General features: G+C 57.5%; 35 protein-coding genes. All 35 read left to right on the top strand.

The window, feature by feature from the left end:
• Nucleotides 1-9 precede the first annotated feature (9 nt).
• Nucleotides 10-4,209 (top strand): DNA-directed RNA polymerase subunit beta', encoded by a 4,200-nt coding sequence (gene rpoC, locus F3J44_RS16005; protein WP_167063063.1) that lies wholly within the window; start codon nucleotides 10-12, stop codon nucleotides 4,207-4,209.
• Between the two features lie 211 nt (nucleotides 4,210-4,420).
• Complete coding sequence (rpsL, locus tag F3J44_RS16000) at nucleotides 4,421-4,792, top strand: 30S ribosomal protein S12 (RefSeq protein ID WP_003255492.1); 372 nt, start codon at nucleotides 4,421-4,423, stop codon at nucleotides 4,790-4,792.
• 106 nt (nucleotides 4,793-4,898) lie between these two features.
• Nucleotides 4,899-5,369: a 30S ribosomal protein S7 gene (gene rpsG / locus F3J44_RS15995; protein WP_008089143.1), complete on the top strand. Its 471-nt coding sequence runs from the start codon at nucleotides 4,899-4,901 to the stop codon at nucleotides 5,367-5,369.
• A 30-nt stretch (nucleotides 5,370-5,399) separates the two neighbouring features.
• A complete protein-coding gene (gene fusA / locus F3J44_RS15990; RefSeq protein ID WP_167063066.1) occupies nucleotides 5,400-7,544 on the top strand; it encodes an elongation factor G in 2,145 nt (714 codons plus the stop codon).
• A gap of 27 nt (nucleotides 7,545-7,571) precedes the next feature.
• Nucleotides 7,572-8,765, top strand: coding sequence for an elongation factor Tu (gene tuf, locus F3J44_RS15985; RefSeq protein ID WP_167063054.1), 1,194 nt, complete (start codon nucleotides 7,572-7,574; stop codon nucleotides 8,763-8,765).
• A gap of 142 nt (nucleotides 8,766-8,907) precedes the next feature.
• On the top strand, nucleotides 8,908-9,219 hold the full coding sequence (gene rpsJ / locus F3J44_RS15980) for a 30S ribosomal protein S10 (protein WP_003186070.1): 312 nt from the start codon (nucleotides 8,908-8,910) through the stop codon (nucleotides 9,217-9,219).
• Nucleotides 9,220-9,299: 80 nt separating this feature from the next.
• Nucleotides 9,300-9,935 carry a 50S ribosomal protein L3 gene (rplC, locus tag F3J44_RS15975; protein WP_003257089.1) on the top strand — a complete coding sequence of 212 codons (636 nt, stop codon included), beginning with the start codon at nucleotides 9,300-9,302 and terminating at the stop codon, nucleotides 9,933-9,935.
• 12 nt (nucleotides 9,936-9,947) lie between these two features.
• Nucleotides 9,948-10,550 (top strand): 50S ribosomal protein L4, encoded by a 603-nt coding sequence (gene rplD, locus F3J44_RS15970; RefSeq protein ID WP_008089819.1) that lies wholly within the window; start codon nucleotides 9,948-9,950, stop codon nucleotides 10,548-10,550.
• The gene (rplW, locus tag F3J44_RS15965) at nucleotides 10,547-10,846 is read left to right on the top strand and encodes a 50S ribosomal protein L23 (protein ID WP_003255484.1); all 300 of its coding nucleotides are present in this window, start codon (nucleotides 10,547-10,549) and stop codon (nucleotides 10,844-10,846) included. The genes rplD and rplW overlap by 4 nt, the downstream gene beginning before the upstream one ends.
• A gap of 14 nt (nucleotides 10,847-10,860) precedes the next feature.
• On the top strand, nucleotides 10,861-11,685 hold the full coding sequence (rplB, locus tag F3J44_RS15960) for a 50S ribosomal protein L2 (RefSeq protein WP_003255483.1): 825 nt from the start codon (nucleotides 10,861-10,863) through the stop codon (nucleotides 11,683-11,685).
• A 16-nt stretch (nucleotides 11,686-11,701) separates the two neighbouring features.
• Nucleotides 11,702-11,977 carry a 30S ribosomal protein S19 gene (gene rpsS, locus F3J44_RS15955; protein WP_003255482.1) on the top strand — a complete coding sequence of 92 codons (276 nt, stop codon included), beginning with the start codon at nucleotides 11,702-11,704 and terminating at the stop codon, nucleotides 11,975-11,977.
• An 11-nt stretch (nucleotides 11,978-11,988) separates the two neighbouring features.
• Nucleotides 11,989-12,321 carry a 50S ribosomal protein L22 gene (gene rplV, locus F3J44_RS15950; protein WP_003103908.1) on the top strand — a complete coding sequence of 111 codons (333 nt, stop codon included), beginning with the start codon at nucleotides 11,989-11,991 and terminating at the stop codon, nucleotides 12,319-12,321.
• Between the two features lie 13 nt (nucleotides 12,322-12,334).
• Nucleotides 12,335-13,021 carry a 30S ribosomal protein S3 gene (rpsC, locus tag F3J44_RS15945; RefSeq protein WP_003255481.1) on the top strand — a complete coding sequence of 229 codons (687 nt, stop codon included), beginning with the start codon at nucleotides 12,335-12,337 and terminating at the stop codon, nucleotides 13,019-13,021.
• A 12-nt stretch (nucleotides 13,022-13,033) separates the two neighbouring features.
• On the top strand, nucleotides 13,034-13,447 hold the full coding sequence (gene rplP, locus F3J44_RS15940; RefSeq protein WP_003255479.1) for a 50S ribosomal protein L16: 414 nt from the start codon (nucleotides 13,034-13,036) through the stop codon (nucleotides 13,445-13,447).
• Nucleotides 13,447-13,638 (top strand): 50S ribosomal protein L29, encoded by a 192-nt coding sequence (rpmC, locus tag F3J44_RS15935; protein WP_002555481.1) that lies wholly within the window; start codon nucleotides 13,447-13,449, stop codon nucleotides 13,636-13,638. The genes rplP and rpmC overlap by 1 nt, the downstream gene beginning before the upstream one ends.
• Before the next feature lie 2 nt (nucleotides 13,639-13,640).
• Nucleotides 13,641-13,907: a 30S ribosomal protein S17 gene (rpsQ, locus tag F3J44_RS15930; RefSeq protein WP_008089812.1), complete on the top strand. Its 267-nt coding sequence runs from the start codon at nucleotides 13,641-13,643 to the stop codon at nucleotides 13,905-13,907.
• Between the two features lie 23 nt (nucleotides 13,908-13,930).
• The gene (gene rplN / locus F3J44_RS15925; RefSeq protein ID WP_008089810.1) at nucleotides 13,931-14,299 is read left to right on the top strand and encodes a 50S ribosomal protein L14; all 369 of its coding nucleotides are present in this window, start codon (nucleotides 13,931-13,933) and stop codon (nucleotides 14,297-14,299) included.
• Nucleotides 14,300-14,310: 11 nt separating this feature from the next.
• The gene (gene rplX, locus F3J44_RS15920; RefSeq protein WP_003255476.1) at nucleotides 14,311-14,625 is read left to right on the top strand and encodes a 50S ribosomal protein L24; all 315 of its coding nucleotides are present in this window, start codon (nucleotides 14,311-14,313) and stop codon (nucleotides 14,623-14,625) included.
• 20 nt (nucleotides 14,626-14,645) lie between these two features.
• The gene (gene rplE, locus F3J44_RS15915; protein WP_023535025.1) at nucleotides 14,646-15,185 is read left to right on the top strand and encodes a 50S ribosomal protein L5; all 540 of its coding nucleotides are present in this window, start codon (nucleotides 14,646-14,648) and stop codon (nucleotides 15,183-15,185) included.
• Between the two features lie 13 nt (nucleotides 15,186-15,198).
• A complete protein-coding gene (gene rpsN / locus F3J44_RS15910) occupies nucleotides 15,199-15,504 on the top strand; it encodes a 30S ribosomal protein S14 (RefSeq protein ID WP_012316516.1) in 306 nt (101 codons plus the stop codon).
• A 209-nt stretch (nucleotides 15,505-15,713) separates the two neighbouring features.
• Nucleotides 15,714-16,106 (top strand): 30S ribosomal protein S8, encoded by a 393-nt coding sequence (rpsH, locus tag F3J44_RS15905; RefSeq protein ID WP_003255471.1) that lies wholly within the window; start codon nucleotides 15,714-15,716, stop codon nucleotides 16,104-16,106.
• Nucleotides 16,107-16,118: 12 nt separating this feature from the next.
• Nucleotides 16,119-16,652: a 50S ribosomal protein L6 gene (gene rplF / locus F3J44_RS15900; RefSeq protein WP_167063069.1), complete on the top strand. Its 534-nt coding sequence runs from the start codon at nucleotides 16,119-16,121 to the stop codon at nucleotides 16,650-16,652.
• Between the two features lie 10 nt (nucleotides 16,653-16,662).
• Nucleotides 16,663-17,013: a 50S ribosomal protein L18 gene (rplR, locus tag F3J44_RS15895; RefSeq protein WP_003255467.1), complete on the top strand. Its 351-nt coding sequence runs from the start codon at nucleotides 16,663-16,665 to the stop codon at nucleotides 17,011-17,013.
• Between the two features lie 3 nt (nucleotides 17,014-17,016).
• A complete protein-coding gene (rpsE, locus tag F3J44_RS15890) occupies nucleotides 17,017-17,517 on the top strand; it encodes a 30S ribosomal protein S5 (RefSeq protein ID WP_003255465.1) in 501 nt (166 codons plus the stop codon).
• Entirely contained in the window at nucleotides 17,517-17,696 is a 180-nt protein-coding gene (rpmD, locus tag F3J44_RS15885) for a 50S ribosomal protein L30 (RefSeq protein ID WP_370526376.1), read from the top strand. Before rpsE ends, rpmD begins: the two co-directional genes overlap by 1 nt.
• A gap of 3 nt (nucleotides 17,697-17,699) precedes the next feature.
• A complete protein-coding gene (gene rplO, locus F3J44_RS15880) occupies nucleotides 17,700-18,134 on the top strand; it encodes a 50S ribosomal protein L15 (protein ID WP_167063072.1) in 435 nt (144 codons plus the stop codon).
• Entirely contained in the window at nucleotides 18,135-19,466 is a 1,332-nt protein-coding gene (gene secY / locus F3J44_RS15875) for a preprotein translocase subunit SecY (RefSeq protein WP_003257108.1), read from the top strand.
• A 28-nt stretch (nucleotides 19,467-19,494) separates the two neighbouring features.
• The gene (gene rpmJ / locus F3J44_RS15870; RefSeq protein ID WP_002555468.1) at nucleotides 19,495-19,611 is read left to right on the top strand and encodes a 50S ribosomal protein L36; all 117 of its coding nucleotides are present in this window, start codon (nucleotides 19,495-19,497) and stop codon (nucleotides 19,609-19,611) included.
• Nucleotides 19,612-19,742: 131 nt separating this feature from the next.
• Nucleotides 19,743-20,099: a 30S ribosomal protein S13 gene (gene rpsM, locus F3J44_RS15865; RefSeq protein WP_003255457.1), complete on the top strand. Its 357-nt coding sequence runs from the start codon at nucleotides 19,743-19,745 to the stop codon at nucleotides 20,097-20,099.
• 18 nt (nucleotides 20,100-20,117) lie between these two features.
• Nucleotides 20,118-20,507: a 30S ribosomal protein S11 gene (rpsK, locus tag F3J44_RS15860; RefSeq protein ID WP_003255454.1), complete on the top strand. Its 390-nt coding sequence runs from the start codon at nucleotides 20,118-20,120 to the stop codon at nucleotides 20,505-20,507.
• Nucleotides 20,508-20,522: 15 nt separating this feature from the next.
• Nucleotides 20,523-21,143, top strand: a complete 621-nt coding sequence (gene rpsD / locus F3J44_RS15855) for a 30S ribosomal protein S4 (protein ID WP_012316514.1) — start codon at nucleotides 20,523-20,525, stop codon at nucleotides 21,141-21,143.
• A 22-nt stretch (nucleotides 21,144-21,165) separates the two neighbouring features.
• Nucleotides 21,166-22,167, top strand: a complete 1,002-nt coding sequence (gene rpoA / locus F3J44_RS15850; protein ID WP_003255452.1) for a DNA-directed RNA polymerase subunit alpha — start codon at nucleotides 21,166-21,168, stop codon at nucleotides 22,165-22,167.
• A gap of 42 nt (nucleotides 22,168-22,209) precedes the next feature.
• Complete coding sequence (gene rplQ, locus F3J44_RS15845; RefSeq protein ID WP_003255451.1) at nucleotides 22,210-22,596, top strand: 50S ribosomal protein L17; 387 nt, start codon at nucleotides 22,210-22,212, stop codon at nucleotides 22,594-22,596.
• 172 nt (nucleotides 22,597-22,768) lie between these two features.
• A complete protein-coding gene (locus F3J44_RS15840) occupies nucleotides 22,769-24,208 on the top strand; it encodes a catalase (RefSeq protein ID WP_167063076.1) in 1,440 nt (479 codons plus the stop codon).
• Nucleotides 24,209-24,371: 163 nt separating this feature from the next.
• Nucleotides 24,372-24,836 carry a bacterioferritin gene (bfr, locus tag F3J44_RS15835; RefSeq protein ID WP_003257116.1) on the top strand — a complete coding sequence of 155 codons (465 nt, stop codon included), beginning with the start codon at nucleotides 24,372-24,374 and terminating at the stop codon, nucleotides 24,834-24,836.
• Nucleotides 24,837-24,909 lie beyond the last annotated feature (73 nt).

The raw sequence follows: 24,909 nt of genomic DNA, 5'->3' as shown, positions 1-24,909 counted from the left end.
GGAAAGGCCTTGAAAGACCTACTGAATTTGCTGAAAAACCAGGGTCAAGTCGAAGAGTTCGACGCCATCCGCATCGGTCTGGCGTCGCCTGAAATGATCCGTTCGTGGTCGTTCGGTGAAGTTAAGAAGCCGGAAACCATCAACTACCGTACGTTCAAGCCTGAGCGTGACGGCCTGTTCTGCGCCAAGATCTTTGGCCCAGTCAAGGACTACGAGTGCCTGTGCGGCAAGTACAAGCGCCTCAAGCACCGCGGCGTGATCTGCGAGAAGTGCGGCGTTGAAGTTGCCCTGGCCAAGGTTCGTCGTGAGCGCATGGCGCACATCGAACTGGCCTCGCCGGTTGCCCACATCTGGTTCCTGAAGTCGCTGCCGTCCCGTATCGGCCTGCTGATGGACATGACCCTGCGTGATATCGAGCGCGTGCTCTACTTCGAGAGCTACGTCGTGATCGACCCGGGCATGACCACCCTTGAAAAGGGCCAGCTGCTGAACGACGAGCAGTATTTCGAAGCGCTGGAAGAGTTCGGTGACGACTTCGATGCCCGCATGGGTGCCGAGGCTGTCCGCGAACTGCTGCACGCTATCGACCTGGAGCACGAGATTGGCCGCCTGCGCGAAGAGATTCCGCAGACCAACTCGGAAACCAAGATCAAGAAGCTGTCCAAGCGCCTGAAGCTGATGGAAGCTTTCCAGGGCTCGGGCAACCTGCCTGAGTGGATGGTCCTGACCGTCCTGCCAGTGCTGCCGCCGGACCTGCGTCCGCTGGTGCCGCTGGATGGTGGCCGCTTCGCGACCTCCGACCTGAACGACCTGTATCGTCGGGTGATCAACCGTAACAACCGTCTGAAGCGCCTGCTCGACCTGTCGGCGCCGGACATCATCGTGCGCAACGAAAAGCGCATGCTGCAGGAAGCGGTCGACGCCCTGCTGGACAACGGCCGTCGCGGTCGCGCCATCACTGGCTCGAACAAGCGTCCGCTGAAGTCCCTGGCCGACATGATCAAAGGTAAGCAAGGTCGCTTCCGTCAGAACTTGCTCGGTAAGCGTGTGGACTACTCCGGCCGTTCGGTAATTACCGTAGGTCCGACCCTGCGTCTGCACCAGTGCGGTCTGCCGAAGAAGATGGCCCTGGAGCTGTTCAAGCCGTTCATTTTCGGCAAGCTGGAAATGCGTGGTCTGGCGACCACCATCAAGGCTGCCAAGAAGATGGTCGAGCGCGAGCTGCCAGAGGTGTGGGACGTACTCGCCGAGGTGATCCGCGAACACCCCGTCCTGCTCAACCGTGCACCGACCCTGCACCGTCTGGGTATCCAGGCCTTTGAACCGGTACTGATCGAAGGTAAGGCTATCCAGCTGCACCCGCTGGTCTGCGCCGCGTACAACGCCGACTTCGACGGTGACCAGATGGCCGTTCACGTGCCGCTGACGCTGGAAGCCCAGCTCGAAGCGCGCGCGCTGATGATGTCGACCAACAACATCCTGTCGCCAGCCAACGGTGAGCCAATCATCGTTCCGTCGCAGGACGTGGTACTGGGTCTGTACTACATGACCCGTGAAGCCATCAACGCCAAGGGCGAAGGTCGCGTGTTCGCCGACCTGCAGGAAGTCGACCGCGTATTCCGCGCCGGCGAAGCTGCCCTGCACGCGAAAATCAAGGTTCGTATCAACGAAACCGTGAAAGAGCGTGATGGTTCGGTGGTCAAGAACACCCGCATCGTCGACACCACCGTCGGCCGTGCGCTGCTGTTCCAGGTTGTACCGGCAGGCCTGCCGTACGACGTGGTCAACCAGCCGATGAAAAAGAAAGCGATCTCCAAGCTGATCAACCAGTGCTACCGCGTGGTGGGTCTGAAAGAGACCGTGATCTTCGCTGACCAGCTGATGTACACCGGTTTCGCTTACTCGACCATTTCCGGCGTTTCCATCGGTGTTAACGACTTCGTTATCCCGGACGAGAAAGCCCGCATCATCGGTAACGCTACCGACGAAGTGAAGGAAATCGAGAGCCAGTACGCCTCCGGCCTGGTAACCCAGGGCGAGAAGTACAACAAGGTCATCGACTTGTGGTCCAAGGCGAACGACGAAGTGTCCAAGGCGATGATGGCCAACCTCTCGAAAGAGAAGGTCATCGACCGCGAAGGCAACGAAGTCGACCAAGAGTCCTTCAACTCGATGTACATGATGGCTGACTCCGGTGCGCGTGGTTCCGCGGCCCAGATCCGTCAGCTGGCCGGTATGCGTGGCCTGATGGCCAAGCCGGACGGTTCCATCATCGAGACGCCGATCACGGCGAACTTCCGTGAAGGTCTGAGCGTACTCCAGTACTTCATCTCGACCCACGGTGCTCGTAAAGGTCTGGCGGATACCGCACTGAAGACTGCGAACTCCGGTTACCTGACTCGCCGTCTGGTAGACGTTGCACAAGACTTGGTCGTGACCGAGATCGACTGCGGCACCGACCAGGGCCTGCTGATGACCCCGCACATCGAAGGCGGCGACGTTGTAGAGCCGCTGGGTGAGCGTGTACTGGGCCGTGTCATTGCCCGTGACGTGTTCAAGCCAGGCACCGAGGACGTCATCGTTCCGGCCGGTACCCTGGTCGACGAGCAGTGGGTCGAGTTCATCGAGCTGAACAGCATCGACGAAGTGATCGTGCGTTCGCCGATCAACTGCGAAACCCGCTTCGGTATCTGCGCCAAGTGCTACGGTCGTGACCTGGCTCGCGGTCACCAGGTGAACATCGGTGAAGCTGTCGGCGTTATCGCTGCGCAGTCGATCGGTGAGCCGGGTACCCAGCTGACCATGCGTACGTTCCACATCGGTGGTGCTGCAAGCCGTACTTCGGCTGCCGACAGCGTCCAGGTGAAGAACGGCGGTATGGTGCGCCTGCACAACCTGAAACAGGTTGAGCGTGCCGACGGTAACCTGGTTGCCGTATCGCGTTCCGGCGAACTGGCCATTGCCGACGAGTTCGGCCGTGAGCGTGAGCGCTACAAGCTGCCTTACGGTGCGGTAATTTCCGTGAAGGAAGGTGACAAGGTCGAAGCTGGCGCCATCGTCGCCAAGTGGGACCCGCACACCCACCCGATCGTGACCGAGCTGAAAGGTACCGTGACCTTCGTGGGCATGGAAGAAAACATCACCATCAAGCGTCAGACCGACGAGCTGACCGGCTTGACCAACATTGAAGTCCTGGACGTCAAGGATCGCCCTGCCGCTGGCAAGGAAATCCGTCCGGCAATCAAGATGGTCGACGCCGCTGGCAAGGACCTGTACCTGCCAGGTACCGACGTACCTGCCCAGTACTTCCTGCCGGCTAACGCCTTGGTAGGTGTGGCTGACGGTGCTCAGATCGGCGTTGGTGACGTTATCGCGCGTATCCCGCAAGAAACGTCGAAGACCCGTGACATCACCGGTGGTCTGCCGCGCGTTGCCGACCTGTTCGAAGCGCGTCGTCCGAAAGAAGCCTCGATTCTGGCTGAAGTCAGCGGCACCATCGCGTTCGGTAAGGAAACCAAGGGCAAGCGTCGCCTGGTCATTACCCCGACCGACGGCAGCGATCCGTACGAAGAGCTGATTCCGAAGTGGCGCCACCTGAACGTCTTCGAAGGCGAACAGGTAAACCGCGGCGAAGTTATCTCCGACGGCCCGAGCGATCCGCACGACATCCTGCGTCTGCTGGGTGTGAGCGCGCTGGCGAAGTACATCGTCAACGAGATCCAGGACGTTTACCGTCTGCAAGGCGTTAAGATCAACGACAAGCACATCGAGACCATCCTGCGTCAGATGCTGCGCAAGGTCGAGATCGCCGAGTCGGGTGACTCCAGCTTCATCAAGGGCGACCAGATGGAACTGACCCAGGTGCTGATGGAAAACGAGCGCCTGGCAGGGGAAGACAAGTTCATCTCCAAGTTCACCCGCGTGCTGCTGGGTATCACCAAGGCGTCGCTGTCGACCGAATCGTTCATCTCGGCGGCTTCCTTCCAGGAAACCACCCGCGTACTGACCGAAGCGGCGGTAACCGGCAAGCGCGACTACCTGCGCGGCCTGAAAGAGAACGTGGTCGTGGGTCGTCTGATCCCGGCCGGTACTGGTCTGGCCTACCACAGCGAGCGCAAGCGTCGCCGTGATGCCGACAAACCGCTGCGTGTAAGCGCCAGTGAGGTGGAAGCCGCACTGACCGAAGCGCTGAACTCCAGCGGCAACTAAGTACAGGGCAGGGCCCCGGCAAGCCTCGAACGACCCTCGGCGACATGAAATGTTGCCGATGATCGGGCGAGGAGGGCCGGGGCCTCGTCTTGACTGGGTGCAAGATCCTCCGTAGACTTTTGTACCCTTAAATTTGGTGAGGCTCCGTCTCGCCAATTTTTGGCTTTCTTGCAAGACAATAGAGTCGCAAGACAATCAGTGGAGCTAGTAGATGGCAACTATCAACCAGCTGGTACGTCAGCCGCGTAAGCGTTCGGTCGAAAAGTCCGACGTTCCTGCGCTGCAGAACTGCCCGCAGCGTCGTGGCGTGTGCACCCGTGTGTACACCACCACGCCGAAAAAACCTAACTCGGCACTGCGTAAAGTATGCCGTGTGCGTCTGACCAACGGTTTCGAGGTTTCCTCGTACATCGGTGGTGAAGGCCACAACCTGCAAGAGCACAGCGTCGTCCTGATCCGTGGCGGCCGTGTAAAAGACTTGCCAGGTGTTCGTTACCACACCGTTCGCGGCTCTCTGGATACTTCGGGCGTTAAAGGCCGTAACCAGGGTCGTTCGAAATACGGTACCAAGCGTCCGAAGTAATCGGCCGTTTGCAGACTTCCATTTTTTTGAGTCGATAAGAGTAAGGTCGGGCAGGGGTCGAAGACCCGCGTCCCGGGCTAACCTGAAGACCGTTTGAGGGCTTATCATGCCAAGACGTCGTGTAGCAGCAAAACGTGAGATTCTGGACGATCCTAAATACGGATCCCAAATCCTCGCCAAGTTCATGAACCACGTGATGGAAAGCGGCAAGAAGGCCGTGGCCGAGCGCATCGTTTACGGTGCCCTGGACAAGGTCAAAGAGCGCAAGAACAGCGACCCCCTGGAAATCTTCGAGAAAGCTCTCGACGCCATCGCTCCGCTGGTCGAAGTAAAGTCCCGTCGTGTCGGCGGTGCCACTTACCAGGTTCCGGTTGAAGTTCGTCCATCCCGTCGTAATGCTCTGGCAATGCGCTGGCTCGTAGACTACGCCCGCAAGCGCGGCGAGAAGTCGATGGCTCTGCGCCTGGCCGGCGAACTGCTGGATGCTGCCGAAGGCAAAGGTGCTGCAGTCAAGAAGCGTGAAGACGTGCACCGTATGGCTGAAGCCAACAAAGCGTTCTCGCACTACCGCTTCTAATTCAAGCATCAATCATTTTGCGAGGGCTTTATGGCTCGTACTACAGCAATTAACCGCTACCGTAACATTGGTATCTGTGCCCACGTTGACGCGGGCAAGACCACCACTACCGAGCGGATCCTGTTCTACACAGGTCTGAGCCACAAGATGGGCGAGGTGCATGACGGCGCCGCGACCACCGACTGGATGGTGCAGGAGCAGGAGCGCGGTATCACCATTACCTCCGCTGCCGTTACCACCTTCTGGAAAGGTTCGGTTGGTCAGTACGACAACTACCGTGTAAACGTCATCGACACCCCCGGCCACGTTGACTTCACCATTGAAGTAGAGCGTTCGCTGCGTGTACTCGACGGCGCGGTCGTTGTGTTCTGCGGTACCTCCGGCGTTGAGCCTCAGTCCGAAACCGTATGGCGCCAAGCCAACAAGTACGGCGTTCCACGTGTTGTCTACGTGAACAAGATGGACCGTGCCGGTGCAAACTTCCTGCGCGTCGTAGGTCAGATCAAGAACCGTCTGGGTCACACCCCGGTCCCGGTTCAGCTGGCCATCGGTTCGGAAGATAACTTCCAGGGTCAGGTCGACCTGATCAAGATGAAGGCTATCTACTGGAACGACGACGACAAAGGCACCACCTACCGCGAGGAAGAAATTCCTGCGGACATGCTCGAGCTGGCCGAAGAATGGCGCGCGAACATGGTGGAAGCTGCTGCCGAAGCCAACGAAGAGCTGATGAACAAGTACCTTGAAGAAGGTGCGCTGACCGTCGAAGAGATCAAGGCAGGCCTGCGCGCGCGCACCCTGGCCAGCGAGATCGTTCCGGCTGTCTGCGGTTCGTCGTTCAAGAACAAGGGCGTTCCCCTGGTTCTCGATGCCGTCATCGACTACCTGCCTGCTCCGACCGAGATTCCTGCAATTCAGGGTATCAACCCGGACGACAAAGAGCTGGACAAAGAAGACCCGGCTGTTCGTAAAGACGAGCGTCACGCCGACGACGACGAGCCGTTCTCGGCTCTGGCGTTCAAGATCGCGACCGACCCGTTCGTGGGGACTCTGACCTTCGTTCGCGTCTACTCGGGTGTTCTGGCCTCTGGTGACTCGGTCATCAACTCGGTCAAGGGCAAGAAAGAGCGCGTTGGTCGTATGGTGCAGATGCACGCCAACCAGCGTGAAGAGATCAAGGAAGTGCGCGCTGGCGACATCGCTGCACTGATCGGCATGAAAGATGTGACCACCGGCGAAACCCTGTGCAACATCGAGAAGCCAATCATTCTTGAGCGTATGGACTTCCCTGAGCCGGTTATTTCGCTCTCCGTTGAGCCGAAAACCAAGGCTGACCAGGAGAAGATGGGTATTGCACTGGGCAAGCTGGCCCAGGAAGACCCGTCGTTCCGCGTCAAGACCGACGAAGAGACTGGCCAGACCATCATCTCGGGTATGGGTGAGCTGCACCTGGACATCCTCGTTGACCGCATGAAGCGCGAGTTCAACGTCGAGGCCAACATCGGCAAGCCGCAGGTTTCGTACCGCGAGAAGATCACCAAGTCCGGCGTTGAGATCGAAGGCAAATTCGTTCGTCAGTCGGGTGGTCGTGGTCAGTTCGGTCACTGCTGGATCCGTTTCTCGGAGCCAGAAGTCGACGAGAAGGGCAACATCACCGAAGGTCTGGTGTTCACCAACGAAGTCGTTGGTGGTGTGATTCCTAAGGAATTCATCGCCCCGATCCAGAAGGGTATCGAAGAGCAGATGAAAAACGGCGTTGTTGCCGGTTATCCTCTGATCGGCCTGAAGGCCACGGTATTCGACGGTTCGTACCACGACGTCGACTCCAACGAAATGGCGTTCAAAATCGCTGCTTCGATGGCAACCAAGCAACTGGCCCAGAAGGGCGGTGGCGTGGTTCTCGAGCCGATCATGAAGGTCGAAGTTGTAACCCCGGAAGACTACCTGGGTGACGTGATGGGTGACCTGAACCGTCGTCGTGGTCTGGTCCAAGGTATGGATGAGTCGGTCTCTGGCCGCGTCGTCCGCGCCGAAGTACCGCTCGGAGAGATGTTCGGTTACGCAACCGACGTTCGTTCCATGTCCCAGGGTCGCGCAAGCTACTCCATGGAATTCTCCAAATACGCCGAGGCTCCGTCGAACATCGTCGAAGCGCTCATTAAAAAACAAGGCTAATCCCCTTTAGGCAAGAGGTTCACTGTCGTGGCTAAAGAAAAATTTGATCGTTCCCTTCCCCACGTTAACGTCGGCACCATCGGCCACGTTGACCACGGTAAGACCACTCTGACCGCAGCTCTGACTCGCGTCTGCTCCGAAGTTTTCGGTTCGGCAGTCGTTGAGTTCGACAAGATCGACTCGGCTCCGGAAGAAAAAGCGCGCGGTATCACCATCAACACCGCTCATGTCGAGTACAACTCGAACATTCGTCACTACGCTCACGTTGACTGCCCAGGTCACGCTGACTACGTGAAGAACATGATCACCGGTGCTGCCCAGATGGACGGCGCGATCCTGGTTTGCTCGGCCGCCGATGGTCCGATGCCACAAACCCGTGAGCACATCCTGCTGTCCCGTCAGGTTGGCGTTCCGTACATCGTGGTCTTCCTGAACAAGGCTGACCTGGTAGACGACGCTGAGCTGCTGGAACTGGTCGAGATGGAAGTTCGCGACCTGCTGTCCACCTACGACTTCCCAGGCGACGACACCCCGATCATCATCGGTTCGGCTCGTATGGCGCTGGAAGGCAAAGACGACAACGAAATGGGCACTACCGCTGTTAAGAAGCTGGTAGAAACTCTGGATGCCTACATCCCTGAGCCAGTTCGTGCCATCGACCAGCCATTCCTGATGCCGATCGAAGACGTATTCTCGATCTCGGGTCGTGGTACCGTTGTTACCGGCCGTATCGAGCGTGGTATCGTCAAGGTTCAAGACCCGCTGGAAATCGTTGGTCTGCGTGACACCACCACCACCACCTGCACCGGCGTTGAGATGTTCCGCAAGCTGCTGGACGAAGGTCGTGCTGGCGAGAACTGCGGCGTTCTGCTGCGTGGTACCAAGCGTGACGACGTAGAGCGTGGCCAGGTTCTGGTCAAGCCAGGTTCGGTCAAGCCGCACACCAAGTTCACCGCAGAAGTCTACGTTCTGTCGAAGGAAGAAGGCGGTCGTCACACTCCGTTCTTCAAAGGCTACCGTCCTCAGTTCTACTTCCGTACCACTGACGTGACCGGTAACTGCGAACTGCCGGAAGGCGTTGAAATGGTAATGCCAGGCGACAACATCCAAATGGTTGTCACCCTGATCAAGACCATCGCAATGGAAGACGGTCTGCGCTTCGCCATCCGTGAAGGCGGTCGTACCGTCGGCGCCGGCGTCGTAGCCAAAATCATCGAGTAATCACTCGGCCGATTGAAAAAAGCCCCCGCTCAGCGGGGGCTTTTTTTATTGGGTTGACACTAAATTGGGGCGTCTATAGAATCACGCCTCCTTTTAGCGGGCGTAGTGCGTCCGTTGGGAACAGCCTGGAGTCTGAAATCCAATGCAAAATCAGCAAATCCGTATCAGGTTGAAGGCTTTCGACCATCGCCTGATCGACCAATCCACCCAGGAAATCGTGGAAACCGCGAAACGTACTGGTGCACAAGTGCGTGGTCCAATTCCACTGCCTACCCGCAAAGAGCGTTTCACCGTTCTGGTCTCCCCGCACGTCAACAAAGACGCGCGTGACCAGTACGAGATTCGCACTCATAAGCGTGTTCTGGACATCGTCCAGCCAACGGATAAAACCGTTGACGCGCTGATGAAGCTTGATCTGGCGGCAGGTGTGGAAGTACAGATCAGCCTCGGCTAAGACTTCGGTCTGGTCGTGTAACGCTCTGAAATGGGCGGCCATAGCGGGTGAAAGCCCCGTACACTCATGAGGTTTACAACATGACTATTGGTGTAATCGGTCGCAAGTGCGGTATGACCCGCATTTTCACCGAAGAAGGTGTCTCCATTCCGGTCACGGTCATCGAGATCGAGCCGAATCGCGTCACCCAGTTCAAAACTGAAGAAACCGATGGCTACCGTGCAGTGCAAGTCACTGTCGGCGAGCGTCGTGCTTCGCGTGTGACTGCCGCTCAGGCAGGCCACTTCGCCAAGGCTAACGTTGCCGCTGGTCGCGGTGTTTGGGAGTTCCGTCTTGAAGAAGGCGATTTCCAGGCTGGCGATCTGATCAAAGCTGAACTCTTCACTGCAGGCCAGCTGGTAGACGTTACTGGTCAGTCCAAAGGTAAAGGCTTCGCCGGTACCATCAAGCGCTGGAACTTCCGTGGCCAGGACAACACCCACGGTAACTCCGTGTCGCACCGTGTCCCAGGTTCCATCGGCCAGTGCCAGACTCCTGGTCGTGTGTTCAAGGGCAAGAAAATGTCCGGTCACATGGGCGCCGAGCGCGTGACTGTTCAGTCCCTGGAAGTTGTTCGCGTAGACGCTGAGCGCAACCTGCTGCTGGTCAAGGGTGCCGTTCCTGGCGCTACTGGCGGCGACGTGGTTGTACGTCCAGCTGTCAAGGCTCGCGGTTAAGGGGAAACTGACATGCAACTCAATGTAAATGACGCTCAGGCGATCGAAGTTTCCGAACTGACTTTCGGTGGCGAATTCAACGAGACGCTGGTACACCAAGCAGTCGTGGCCTACATGGCCGGCGGCCGTCAGGGCACCAAGCAGCAAAAGACCCGTTCCGACGTGGCTGGTGGCGGTAAGCGCCCATGGCGTCAGAAGGGTACTGGCCGTGCTCGTGCTGGTACCACTCGTGGTCCGATCTGGCGTGGCGGTGGTGTAACCTTCGCAGCTCGTCCTCAAGATCACTCGCAGAAGCTCAACAAGAAGATGTACCGCGCTGCCCTGCGCTCCATCCTCGCTGAGCTGGTGCGTAGCGACCGTCTGGTCGTGGTTCAGGACTTCGCTGTTGAAGCACCGAAAACCAAAGATCTGCTGAACAAGCTGAACGGCATGGGTCTGAACGACGTACTGATCGTTTCGGACGCTGTTGATCAGAACCTGTACCTGGCTGCTCGCAACCTGCCGCACGTCGACGTACGTGACGTTCAAGGTTCCGACCCGGTCAGTCTGATCGCATACGAAAAGGTGTTGATCACCGTTTCGGCCGTGAAGAAATTCGAGGAGCTGCTGGGATGAACCAGGAACGCGTATTCAAAGTCCTCCTTGGCCCGCACGTTTCCGAGAAGGCTACCGTTCTGGCTGAGAAAAAAGGCCAGTTCGTATTCAAGGTTGCTACCGATGCAACCAAGCTGGAAATCAAGAAAGCTGTCGAAGGCCTGTTCAACGTAAAAGTTGAAAACGTGTCGACTGTTAACGTTCTGGGTAAAACCAAGCGTACCGCACGTGGTCTGGGCAAGCGTAATGACTGGAAGAAGGCGATCGTCTCCCTTCAGCCAGGCCAAGATCTCGATTTCAGCAGCAGTGCTGAGTAAGGAAGGGGTGCATCATGGCAATCGTTAAATGCAAACCGACTTCCCCTGGCCGCCGTTTCGTGGTCAAGGTGGTCAACAAGGAGCTGCACAAAGGCGCTCCTCACGCACCGCTGATCGAGAAAAAATCGAAGTCTGGTGGTCGTAACAACAATGGCCGCATTACCACTCGTCACGTTGGTGGTGGTCACAAGCAGCATTACCGTCTGGTCGACTTCCGTCGCAACGACAAAGATGGCATCCCAGCCACTGTCGAGCGTATCGAATACGATCCAAACCGTACTGCTCACATCGCCCTGCTGTGCTACGCAGACGGTGAGCGTCGCTACATCATCGCCCCTAAAGGCGTGAGCGCTGGCGACCAGCTGATCGCAGGTGCCCTGGCCCCAATCAAGGCCGGTAACTCCCTGCAACTGCGCAACATTCCAGTAGGTAGCACCATTCACGGCATCGAACTGAAGCCGGGTAAAGGTGCTCAGATCGCACGTTCCGCTGGTGCTTCGGCTCAGCTGATCGCTCGCGAAGGTGTCTACGTGACCCTGCGTCTGCGCTCTGGTGAAATGCGTAAAGTCCTGGCTGAGTGCCGTGCGACCCTGGGCGAAGTCTCGAACTCCGAGCACAGCCTGCGTTCGCTGGGTAAAGCTGGTGCCAAACGCTGGCGCGGCGTTCGCCCAACCGTTCGTGGCGTTGCCATGAACCCGGTTGACCACCCACATGGTGGTGGTGAAGGTCGTACCTCCGGTGGTCGTCATCCGGTATCGCCATGGGGCTTCCCAACCAAGGGTGCGAAGACCCGCGGTAATAAGCGTACCGACAACATGATCGTCCGTCGTCGCAAGTAACTAGAGGGATACGACAGTGCCACGTTCTCTGAAAAAAGGTCCTTTTATCGATCTTCACCTGCTGAAGAAGGTCGAAGTGGCGGTGGAGAAGAACGATCGCAAGCCAGTTAAAACCTGGTCGCGCCGTTCGATGATCCTGCCACAAATGGTCGGTCTGACCATCGCGGTACACAACGGTCGCCAACACGTCCCAGTTCTCGTGAACGAAGACATGGTCGGCCACAAACTGGGCGAGTTCGCCGGTACCCGCACCTACCGCGGGCACGTGGCTGACAAGAAAGCCAAGCGTTAAGGGGTAAGGAAATGGAAGTAGCCGCTAAGTTGTCGGGCGCTCGCATCTCCGCCCAGAAAGCCCGCTTGGTCGCCGACCAGATCCGCGGGAAGAAGGTGGGCGAAGCGCTCAACCTGTTGGCCTTCAGCAGCAAAAAAGCCGCTGAAATCATGAAGAAAGTCCTCGAGTCGGCCGTAGCCAACGCCGAACACAACGAAGGCGCAGACGTTGATGACCTGAAGGTCTCCACCGTCTTCGTCAACGAAGGGCGTTCGCTGAAGCGCATCATGCCACGTGCCAAAGGCCGTGCTGATCGCATCGTCAAGCGGTCTTGCCATATCACTGTCAAGGTTGCGGACAAGTAACGGAGTCGATCAGATGGGTCAGAAAGTACATCCCACTGGCATTCGCCTGGGAATCGTCAAGGAGCACACCTCCGTCTGGTACGCAGACGGTGCTACTTACGCAGATTACCTGTTGAAGGATCTGAAAACGCGTGAGTACCTCCAAGACAAACTAAAAAGCGCGTCCGTAAGCCGTATCGATATTCATCGTCCGGCTCAAACTGCACGCATCACCATCCACACCGCTCGTCCCGGTATCGTTATCGGTAAGAAAGGTGAAGATGTCGAGAAGCTGCGTCAGGACCTGACCAAGCAGATGGGTGTGCCTGTGCACATCAACATCGAAGAGATCCGCAAGCCGGAACTCGACGCTATGCTGGTTGCGCAGAGCGTAGCTCAGCAGCTGGAACGCCGCGTAATGTTCCGTCGCGCCATGAAGCGCGCCGTACAGAACGCCATGCGTATTGGTGCCAAGGGCATCAAGATCCAGGTGAGCGGTCGTCTCGGCGGTGCTGAGATTGCTCGTACCGAGTGGTATCGCGAAGGTCGTGTGCCTCTGCACACCCTGCGTGCCGATATCGACTACAACACCTACGAAGCTCACACCACTTACGGTGTGATCGGTGTGAAGGTTTGGATCTTCAAAGGCGAAGTTATTGGTGGTCGCCAAGAAGAACTGAAACCACAAGCACCAGCGCCTCGTAAAAAAGCTGCTAAGTAAGGGGTACGCCAAATGTTGCAACCAAAGCGTACAAAATTCCGCAAGCAGATGACTGGCCACAACCGTGGTCTGGCACTGCGCGGTAGCAAAGTCAGCTTCGGCGAATTCGCCCTGAAAGCTGTTGCTCGCGGTCGCCTCACCGCCCGCCAGATCGAGTCCGCACGTCGTGCGCTGACCCGTCACGTTAAGCGTGGCGGTAAGATCTGGATCCGTGTGTTCCCGGACAAGCCGATCTCCAAGAAGCCTCTCGAGGTTCGTATGGGTAAAGGTAAGGGCTCCGTGGAATACTGGGTTGCCCAGATCCAGCCAGGTAAAGTCCTGTACGAGATCGAGGGTGTTTCTGAAGAGCTGGCGCGCGAAGCTTTCGCCCTGGCTGCTGCAAAGCTGCCTCTCGCCACCTCCTTTGTTAAGCGGACGGTGATGTGATGAAAGCGAATGAACTTCGTGAAAAATCTGCACAGCAACTGAATGAGCAACTGCTCGGCTTGCTGCGCGACCAGTTCAATCTGCGTATGCAGAAAGCAACTGGCCAGTTGGGGCAGTCGCACCTGCTCTCGCAAGTTAAGCGTGACATCGCTCGCGTGAAAACTGTGCTTAACCAGCAGGCAGGTAAGTGATCATGGCTGAAGCTGAAAAAACCGTCCGTACGCTGACTGGCCGTGTCGTCAGCGACAAAATGGACAAGACCATCACCGTTCTGATCGAGCGTCGCGTAAAGCACCCGATCTACGGTAAATACGTTAAGCGTTCGACTAAGCTGCACGCGCACGACGAATCCAACCAGTGCAAAATCGGCGACAAGGTTTCCATCCGTGAAACCCGTCCGCTGGCCAAGACCAAGTCCTGGGCACTGGTTGAAGTCCTCGAACGCGCTGTTGAAGTCTAAGGGCTAGGGGTCGGAGAAATTTTATGATTCAGACTCAATCCATGCTCGATGTGGCCGATAACAGCGGCGCTCGTCGCGTCATGTGCATCAAGGTGCTCGGCGGTTCGCACCGCCGTTACGCCGGCATCGGTGACATCATCAAAGTAACCGTCAAGGAAGCAATTCCGCGCGGTAAGGTCAAAAAAGGCCAGGTGATGACTGCTGTTGTCGTCCGTACCCGTCACGGTGTACGTCGCGCTGACGGTTCCATCATTCGTTTCGACGGCAACGCTGCTGTTCTGCTGAACACCAAGCAAGAGCCGATCGGCACTCGCATCTTCGGGCCAGTGACCCGTGAACTTCGTACTGAGAAGTTCATGAAGATCGTCTCGCTCGCCCCTGAAGTGCTGTAAGGAGATCCGACATGCAAAAGATTCGTCGTGACGACGAGATCATCGTGATCGCCGGCAAAGACAAAGGTAAGCGCGGTAAGGTGCTGAAGGTTCTGGCTGACGACCGTCTGGTCATCGGTGGCGTGAACCTGGTCAAGCGTCATACCAAGCCTAACCCGATGGCGGGCGTACAGGGCGGTATCGTCGAAAAAGAAGCGCCACTGCACGCTTCCAACGTTGCCATCTTCAACGGCGAAACCAACAAGGCTGACCGCGTTGGTTTCAAAGTAGAAGACGGTAAGAAAATTCGTGTCTTCAAGTCGACCCAAAAAGCGGTTGATGCTTGAACACTGCTAGGTAGAAGACCATGGCACGACTGAAAGAGATTTACCGGAACGAAATCGCTCCTAAGCTTAAGGATGAACTTAAGCTGTCGAACGTGATGGAAGTTCCGCGCGTTACCAAGATCACCCTGAACATGGGTCTGGGCGAAGCGATCGGCGACAAGAAAGTCATCGAGCACGCTGTTGCCGACCTGGAAAAGATCACCGGTCAAAAGCCGGTCGTGACTTTCGCTCGTAAATCCATCGCGGGCTTCAAAGTCCGTGAGGGATGGCCGATCGGCGTCAAGGTGACCCTGCGTAGCGACAAGATGTACGAATTCCTGGACCGCCTGCTGGCGATCTCCCTGCCTCGGGTCCGCGACTTCCGCGGCCTGAATGCCAAGTCCTTCGATGGCCGTGGCAACTACAGCATGGGCGTGAAAGAGCAGATCATCTTCCCGGAAATCGATTACGACAAGATCGATGCTCTGCGCGGTTTGGACATCACCCTGACCACCACTGCTCGTTCGGATGACGAAGGCCGCGCTCTGCTGCGTGCATTCAAATTCCCGTTCCGCAACTGATTGGAGTAGGAAAATGGCCAAGAAGAGCATGAAAAACCGCGAGCTGAAGCGTCAGCTCACGGTAGCCAAGTTCGCCAAAAAGCGTGCTGAGCTGAAAGCGACCATCGTCAACCTGAACGCCTCTCCAGAAGAGCGTTTCGCTGCCGTTGTCGCTCTGCAGAAGCAGCCACGTGATGCCAGCGCTGCGCGTCTGCGCAACCGTTGCCGCCTGACCGGTCGTCCTCACGGTGTATACCGTAAGTTCGGCCTGGGCCGTAACATGCTGCGTCAAGCTGCAATGCGCGGCGACGTACCAGGCCTGGTCAAAGCCTCCTGGTAATCGCTGCAGGTGTGATCCCGGCGCAAGGGGAGCAATCTTCCGACCGCCGGTGACCTCGCCCATAAACAAGCCCCCTCGTGGGGCTTGTTTCGTTTCTGCCTTGTGTCTAGAATGACCGGCTCACCCGAGCCTGGGTTTTTTACCCTGCCCGTTCGAGTGGTTGTGATAGCCGCAAGGCTAATATTTCTTGTATCAGGAGCATCTAGCCCATGAGTATGCAGGACCCGTTAGCGGACATGCTAACTCGCATCCGTAATGCCCAGATGGCTGAAAAGTCCGTCGTAAGCATGCCTTCCTCCACCCTGAAGGTCGCGGTTGCCAAAGTTCTGAAAGACGAAGGTTACATCGCTGGCTACCAGGTAACTGGTGAGGCCAAGCCTTCCCTGTCGATCGAACTGAAGTACTTCGAAGGCCGTCCGGTCATCGAGGAACTGAAGCGTTCCAGCCGTCCTGGCCTGCGCCAGTACAAGGCCGTCACCGACCTGCCGAAAGTACGTGGCGGTCTGGGCGTGTCTATTGTCTCCACCAACAAAGGTGTGATGACTGACCGCGCTGCGCGCGCTGCCGGTGTCGGCGGCGAAGTTCTGTGCACAGTGTTCTAAGGGGAGATAGGCATGTCTCGCGTCGCTAAGAACCCCGTTAAGCTGCCATCCGGTGTCGAAGTCAAATTCGCCGGCCAGCAGCTTTCGGTGAAGGGTGCCAAAGGCACTCTCGAACTGAACGTTCACTCGTCTGTTGAAGTTACCGAAGAGTCTGGCGAGCTGCGTTTCGTCGCTCGCAACGGTGATCAGCAAGCTCGCGCCATGGCCGGTACCACCCGCGCCCTGGTGAACAACATGGTCCAGGGCGTAAGCCAAGGCTTCGAGCGCAAGCTCCAGCTGGTCGGTGTTGGTTACAAGGCACAGGCCAAAGGCGAAATCCTGAACCTGGCCCTGGGCTTCTCGCACCCAGTGGACTACGAACTGCCAGCCGGTATCACCGCTGAAACCCCTAGCCAGACCGACATCCTGATCAAGGGTATCGACAAGCAGCTGGTAGGTCAGGTGGCCGCTGAAATCCGCGGGTTCCGTCCGCCAGAGCCTTACAAAGGCAAGGGTGTGCGTTACGCGGACGAAGTAGTCCGTCGTAAAGAAGCCAAGAAGAAGTAGGGCCTAGCAAATGACCGACAAAAAAGTTATTCGACTGCGTCGCGCTCGCAAAGCACGTCTCAAGATGCACGAACTCGAAGTCGTGCGCCTGTGCGTGTTCCGCTCCTCGCAGCACATCTACGCCCAGGTCATTTCGGCCGACGGCAGCAAGGTTCTGGCAAGCGCCTCGACCTTGGACAAAGACCTGCGTGATGGCGCCACTGGCAACATCGACGCGGCCACTAAGGTTGGCAAGCTGGTAGCTGAGCGTGCGAAAGCCGCCGGTGTATCTCAAGTTGCCTTTGACCGTTCCGGCTTCAAGTACCATGGCCGCGTCAAAGCGCTGGCTGATGCTGCTCGTGAAGGCGGGCTGGAGTTCTAAGTTATGGCAAATAACGATCAAAAGCGCGACGAAGGCTACATCGAGAAGCTGGTTCAAGTTAACCGCGTTGCCAAAACCGTAAAAGGCGGCCGTATCTTCACCTTCACCGCGCTGACCGTGGTAGGTGATGGTAAAGGTCGTGTCGGCTTCGGCCGTGGCAAATCGCGCGAAGTACCTGCCGCGATCCAGAAAGCCATGGAAGCTGCTCGTCGCAACATGATCCAGGTTGACCTGAAGGGCACCACCCTGCAGTACGCCACCAAGGCTGCCCACGGCGCCTCGAAGGTTTACATGCAGCCTGCCTCGGAAGGTACCGGTATCATCGCCGGCGGCGCCATGCGTGCTGTCCTGGAAGTTGCTGGTGTTCAGAACGTCCTGGCCAAGTGCTACGGTTCGACCAACCCAGTGAACGTGGTTTACGCCACCTTCAAGGGTCTGAAAGCCATGCAATCTCCTGAGTCCATTGCTGCCAAGCGCGGCAAGAGCGTTGAGGAGATCTTCTGATCATGGCAACCGTAAAAGTAACGCTGATCAAGAGCGTCTCGGGCCGCCTGCCTAACCACAAACTGTGCGTTAAAGGCCTGGGTCTGCGTCGCATCGGTCACACTGTAGAAGTCCAGGATACTCCCGAAAACCGCGGGATGATCAACAAGGCTTACTACATGCTGAAGGTCGAGGGTTAATCGATGAAACTCAATGATCTGAGTCCAGCGCCGGGTTCCCGTCGCGAGAAGCATCGTCCAGGTCGTGGTATCGGTAGCGGTCTGGGTAAGACTGGCGGCCGTGGCCACAAAGGTCAAACCTCCCGTTCCGGTGGTTCGATCGCTCCTGGCTTCGAAGGCGGTCAACAGCCGCTGCACCGTCGTCTGCCGAAGTTCGGCTTCGTTTCCCTGAAAGCCATGGACCGCGCTGAAGTGCGTCTGTCCGAGCTGGCCAAAGTGGAAGGCGACGTGGTTACCGTGCAATCCCTGAAGGATGCCAACGTGATCGGCCAAAACGTACAGCGTGTGAAAATCATGCTGTCTGGCGAAGTCACTCGCGCAGTCACCATCAAGGGTATCGCAGCCACCAAGGGTGCGCGTGCGGCTATCGAAGCAGCTGGCGGCAAATTCGAGGAATAAATGGCTAAGCAAGGTGCTCTCTCTTCGCTCGGTAAGGGCGGGATGTCGGAACTCTGGGCTCGTCTGCGCTTTCTGTTCATGGCGATCATCGTCTATCGGATAGGTGCGCATATCCCGGTTCCTGGCATCAATCCAGACCGTCTGGCGGATCTGTTTCGGCAGAATGAGGGGACCATTCTTAGCTTGTTCAACATGTTTTCCGGTGGCGCGCTTGAGCGCATGAGCATCTTTGCACTGGGGATCATGCCGTACATCTCGGCATCGATCATCATGCAGCTGATGACGGCGGTCAGCCCGCAACTGGAGCAGTTGAAGAAGGAAGGTGAAGCTGGCCGTCGCAAGATCAGCCAGTACACCCGCTACGGCACCGTTATCCTGGCACTGGTTCAAGCCATTGGCATGTCCATTGGCCTGGCCAACCAGGGCGTGGCGTTTTCTGTAGGCCTGGGCTTCCATGTCGTCGCCGTCTCCACCTTCGTGGCGGGCGCGATGTTCATGATGTGGCTGGGCGAGCAGATCACCGAGCGCGGTGTGGGCAACGGTATCTCGATGTTGATCTTCGCAGGTATCGTTGCCGGTCTTCCGAGAGCAATCGGGCAGTCTTTCGAGTCTGCACGCACAGGCGATATCAACATTTTCGCCCTGGTCGCTATCGGTTTGCTGGCAGTAGCGATTATCGGTTTTGTGGTGTTCATTGAGCGTGGTCAGCGTCGTATCGCCGTTCACTACGCCAAGCGTCAGCAGGGCCGCAAGGTCTTCGCTGCGCAGACCAGCCACTTGCCGCTGAAAGTGAACATGGCGGGGGTTATCCCGGCCATCTTCGCGAGCAGCATTTTGCTGTTCCCGGCTTCGCTGGGTGCCTGGTTCGGTCAGTCCGAAGGTATGGGCTGGCTGCAGGACATCTCGCAGTCGATCGCTCCTGGTCAGCCGTTGAACATTCTGCTGTTTAGTGCAGGGATCATTTTCTTCTGCTTCTTCTACACAGCTCTGATGTTCAACCCGAAAGACGTAGCGGAAAACCTGAAGAAGTCCGGTGCCTTTATTCCGGGTATCCGTCCTGGTGAGCAGTCGGCGCGCTACATTGATGGCGTTCTGACTCGTCTGACCATGTTCGGTGCTCTTTACATGATGGCCGTCTGCCTTCTGCCCCAGTTCCTGGTGGTGGCAGCAAATGTGCCGTTCTACCTTGGCGGGACCTCGTTGCTGATTGTGGTAGTGGTTGTGATGGACTTCATGTCCCAAGTACAATCGCACCTCGTTTCGCACCAGTACGAATCCCTGATGAAGAAAGCCAACCTGAAAGGCTACGGTGGCAGCGGTCTGCTGCGCTGATACGCCCCTAAGGTTCGAGGAGTCGGTAATGAAAGTTCGTGCATCGGTGAAAAAGCTGTGCCGTAACTGCAAGATCATCCGTCGCGAAGGCGTCGTACGAGTGATCTGCAGCGCGGAACCGCGTCACAAACAGCGCCAAGGCTGAGTGTGATCTGCGCTTCAAACCCAGCAGCTAGTGTGCTGCTGGGTTGATTATTCGTTTCTACAGCGATATTATCTCGCGCCCTATTTCTTGGCTTCCGGGGCGTAGGTAGCTGTCAATTGGAGTCCCACTGAATGGCCCGTATTGCAGGCGTCAACATTCCAGATAACAAGCATACTGTTATCTCGCTGACCTACATCTATGGTGTCGGTCGCACAACTGCACAGAAGATCTGTGCAGACGCTGGTGTCAACCCAGCCGCTAAGATCAAGGATCTGAGCGACGAGCAAATCGAAACCCTGCGTGGCGAAGTCGCGAAGTTCACCACCGAAGGTGACCTGCGTCGTGACATCAACATGAAGATCAAACGCTTGATGGACCTGGGTTGCTACCGCGGCCTGCGTCATCGTAAAGGTCTGCCGGTTCGCGGTCAGCGCACCAAGACCAACGCACGCACCCGTAAGGGCCCGCGTAAGCCGATCCGCAAGTAATCGCCCAGGAATATAGACATGGCAAAACCTGCTGCTCGTCCTCGTAAGAAAGTCAAAAAGACAGTGGTTGATGGCATCGCCCACATCCATGCCTCTTTCAACAACACCATCGTGACCATCACCGACCGTCAGGGCAATGCATTGTCCTGGGCTACTTCCGGTGGTTCGGGTTTCCGTGGTTCGCGCAAATCCACCCCGTTCGCAGCTCAGATCGCTGCTGAGCGTGCTGGTCAAGCTGCGCTGGAATATGGTCTGAAGAACCTCGACGTCAACGTCAAGGGTCCAGGTCCAGGTCGTGAATCCGCCGTTCGTGCATTGAACAGCTGCGGCTACAAGATCGCCAGCATCACCGACGTGACGCCTATCCCGCACAACGGGTGCCGTCCGCCGAAGAAGCGTCGCGTGTAATCAGGAGACAGAAGAATGGCACGTTACATTGGTCCAAAATGCAAACTGTCTCGTCGTGAAGGCACCGACCTGTTCCTGAAGAGCGGCGTTCGCGCTCTGGAATCGAAGTGCAACATCGAAGCAGCCCCAGGTATCCACGGCCAGCGCCGTGGCCGTCAGTCCGACTACGGTACCCAGCTGCGCGAGAAACAAAAAGTCCGTCGTATCTACGGTGTTCTGGAGCGTCAGTTCCGCGGTTACTACCAAGCTGCTGCCTCGAAAAAAGGCGCAACCGGTGAGAACCTGCTGCAACTGCTCGAGTGCCGTCTGGATAACGTCGTTTACCGTATGGGCTTCGGCTCGACTCGTTCCGAGTCCCGTCAGCTGGTTTCGCACAAAGCGATCAGCGTCAACGGTAAGACTGTAAACATTCCATCCTACCAAGTTCGTCCGGGTGACGTGGTCGCAGTTCGCGAGAAATCGTCGAACCAGCTGCGCATTGTTCAAGCCCTTGAACTGTGCGCCCAGCGTGGCCGCGTTGAGTGGGTAGACGTAGATTCCGCTAAGAAGTCGGGCGTTTTCAAGAACGTTCCTGCTCGCGGCGACCTGTCTGCCGACATCAACGAAAACCTGATTGTCGAGCTCTACTCCAAGTAAGGGCTAGAAAATAGGTGCATCCATGCAGATTTCGGTAAATGAGTTCCTGACTCCCCGCCATATTGATGTGCAGGTAGTCAGTCCGACCCGCGCTAAAATCACGCTCGAGCCTCTCGAGCGTGGTTTCGGCCATACCCTGGGCAACGCGCTGCGCCGCATCCTGTTGTCCTCCATGCCTGGCTGTGCAGTAGTCGAGGCCGAGATCGATGGCGTACTCCATGAGTACTCCGCGATCGAAGGTGTTCAGGAAGACGTCATTGAAATCCTGTTGAACCTGAAAGGCCTGGCTATCAAACTGCACGGTCGTGACGAAGTTACGCTGACCTTGTCGAAAAAGGGTTCGGGGGTGGTTACCGCTGCCGATATTCAGCTGGATCACGATGTCGAGATCGTCAACCCCGATCACGTAATCGCGAACCTGGCGTCCAATGGCGCCCTGAACATGAAGCTCACTGTAGCTCGTGGTCGCGGTTACGAGCCGGCTGACTCCCGTCAAACCGACGAAGACGAAAGCCGTAGCATTGGCCGTCTGCAGCTGGACGCCTCGTTCAGCCCGGTGCGTCGTATCGCCTATGTGGTCGAAAACGCCCGTGTTGAACAGCGTACCAACCTGGACAAGCTGGTCATTGATCTGGAAACCAACGGCACCCTGGATCCTGAAGAGGCTATCCGCCGCGCTGCGACCATCCTGCAACAGCAGCTGGCCGCGTTCGTCGACCTCAAAGGTGACAGTGAGCCTGTCGTAGTCGAGCAGGAAGACGAGATCGATCCGATCCTGCTGCGTCCGGTTGACGACCTGGAACTGACTGTACGTTCGGCCAACTGCCTCAAGGCGGAGAACATCTACTACATCGGCGACCTGATTCAGCGTACCGAAGTAGAGCTGTTGAAGACTCCTAACCTTGGCAAGAAGTCCCTGACTGAAATCAAGGACGTTCTGGCCTCTCGTGGTCTGTCTCTCGGCATGCGCCTCGACAACTGGCCGCCTGCAAGTCTTAAGAAGGACGACAAGGCGACCGCCTGATCGTCGTAATCACCGAACGTAGTGTTTGGTAAGGAATGAATCATGCGTCATCGTAAAAGTGGACGTCACCTGAGCCGTACCAGCTCTCACCGCAAGGCTATGTTCCAGAACATGGCAGTGTCGCTGATCGAGCACGAGCTGATCAAAACCACCCTGCCGAAAGCCAAGGAACTGCGCCGCGTTGCCGAGCCGCTGATCACCCTGGCCAAGGAAGACAGCGTTGCTAACCGCCGTCTGGCCTTCGACCGTACCCGTTCGAAGTCCGCTGTTGGCAAACTGTTCAACGACCTGGGCAAGCGTTACGCCACCCGTCAGGGCGGCTACCTGCGCATCCTGAAGTGCGGTTTCCGCGCTGGCGACAACGCGCCTATGGCGTACGTCGAGCTGGTTGATCGTCCGGTCGGCGGTGCTGTAGAAGCTGCTGAGTAAGACGTTCTGTCTGCTACAAAGAACCGGGCCTAGTGCCCGGTTTTTTGTGTCTGCAGGTATTGTTTATTTCTATTGATACAAGTCATGTAATGAATTTGTTCTGAAACGACCGCTCGTCGATACTCCTTATCAAGCCGATTAGCCGGCACTCGAAGACCGATAAGGAGAGCCCATGAGCAAGATCCTGACCACCGCCAGCGGTGCACCTGTAGCCGACAACCAGAATTCCCGTTCCGCAGGCCCACGCGGCCCGCTGCTGCTCGACGACTTCCACCTGATCGAGAAGCTTGCCCACTTCAACCGTGAGAACATCCCTGAGCGCCGTGTTCATGCAAAAGGCTCGGGCGCCTACGGCACCTTCACGGTGACCCGCGACATTACCCAGTACACCAGTGCCCGCCTGTTCGAGCAGGTCGGCAAGCAGACCGAAACCTTCCTGCGCTTCTCCACCGTTGGCGGCGAGCGTGGCTCGGCCGATACCGAGCGTGACCCCCGTGGCTTTGCGCTGAAGTTCTACACCGAAGAAGGCAACTGGGACATCGTTGGCAACAACACCCCGGTGTTCTTCATCCGCGACCCGCTCAAGTTCCCGGACTTTATCCACACCCAGAAACGCCACCCGCAAAGCAACCTGAAAAACGCCCAGATGATGTGGGACTTCTGGTCGCACTCGCCCGAGGCGCTGCACCAGGTCACCATCTTGTTCTCCGACCGAGGCATCCCGGACGGTTATCGCCACATGCACGGTTTCGGCAGCCACACCTACAGCTTGATCAGCGCCCAGGGTGAGCGCACCTGGGTCAAATGGCACTTCAAGACCCAGCAAGGCATCAAGAACCTGGCTCCGGCCGATGCCGCACGCCTGGCAGGCACTGACCCGGATTACGCCCAGCGTGACCTGTTCCAAGCTATTGAGCGTGGTGACTTCCCACGTTGGACCGTGTGCATTCAGGTGATGAGCGAAGCAGAGGCTGCCGGCCGTGCCGAGAACCCGTTCGACGTGACCAAGACCTGGTCGCAGAAAGACCATCCGCTGATCGAAGTGGGCGTGCTGGAGCTGAACCGCAACCCGCTCAACTACTTTGCCGAAGTCGAGCAGGCGGCGTTCGGGCCGAGCAACATGGTCCCCGGTGTCGGCCTGTCCCCAGACCGCATGCTGCAGGGCCGCGTGTTCGCCTACGCCGATGCGCACCGCTATCGTGTGGGCACCAACCACCAGCAGTTGCCGGTCAATGCGCCGCGCAGTGTGGTGAACAGCTACCAGCGTGATGGCGCCATGGCCACGGGCAGCTACGGCAGTGCGCCGAACTACGAGCCCAACAGCTACAGCGATGCGCCGAAGCAGTCGCCGCGCCACGCCGAGCCAGCCCTGGCCCTTGGCGGCGCTGCCGACCGCCACGATCACCGTGAGGACAACGACTACTACAGCCACGCCGGCGCGCTGTTCCGGCTGATGAATGCCGAGCAGCAGGCGCTGCTGATCAACAACATCGCCGGCGCCATGGCGGGAGTGAGCGAAGACGTTATCCAGCGCCAGTTGCAGTACTTCTTCAAGGCTGACCCTGCCTACGGCGAGGGCATCGCCAAGGCCCTGGGGCTGAATCTCGCCTGAGTCGAAATGAGAAGTAGAACCGCCCTCATTTGGGCGGTTTTTCAATGAATATCACTACTGTTTAACCGATTTTTTGCTTCTGATTGCGCGTTTTTCAGTGACCGCGAGCAAAAGCTGGTTCACACTATGTGCATCTAGCGTATTCACAGGGAGAAGCAGGGCGATGCAAGGTCACCCGGACGTAATCAACTACCTCGTCACGTTGCTGAAGGGCGAACTGGCCGCACGCGACCAGTACTTCATCCACTCGCGCATGTACGAAGACTGGGGCCTGTCCAAGCTCTACGAGCGTATCAACCACGAGATGGAAGAAGAGACGCAGCACGCCGATGCCCTGATGCGCCGCATCCTGATGCTCGAAGGTACCCCGGACATGCGCGCCGACGACCTGGAAGTGGGCAGCACCGTGCCGGAAATGATCGAGGCCGACCTCAAGCTTGAGTACAAGGTGCGTGGCGCACTGTGCAAGGGCATCGAGCTGTGCGAGCTGCACAAGGACTACATCAGCCGCGACATCCTGCGCGCGCAGTTGGCCGACACTGAAGAAGACCACACCTACTGGCTTGAGAAGCAGCAGGGCTTGATCAAGGCCATTGGCCTGGAGAACTACCTGCAGTCGCAGATGTAAGCGCGGGGCTGCGTTGCAGCCCATTCGCGGCACAAGGCCGCTCCTACAGGCAATCGCACGGCCCCGGCTTGAT

It is taken from the genome of Pantoea sp. Tr-811 (assembly GCF_011752535.1).
Lineage (GTDB): Bacteria > Pseudomonadota > Gammaproteobacteria > Pseudomonadales > Pseudomonadaceae > Aquipseudomonas.
The sequence above is the reverse complement of the archived record's forward strand: the minus strand, read 5'-3'. Positions and strand labels throughout refer to the sequence as shown.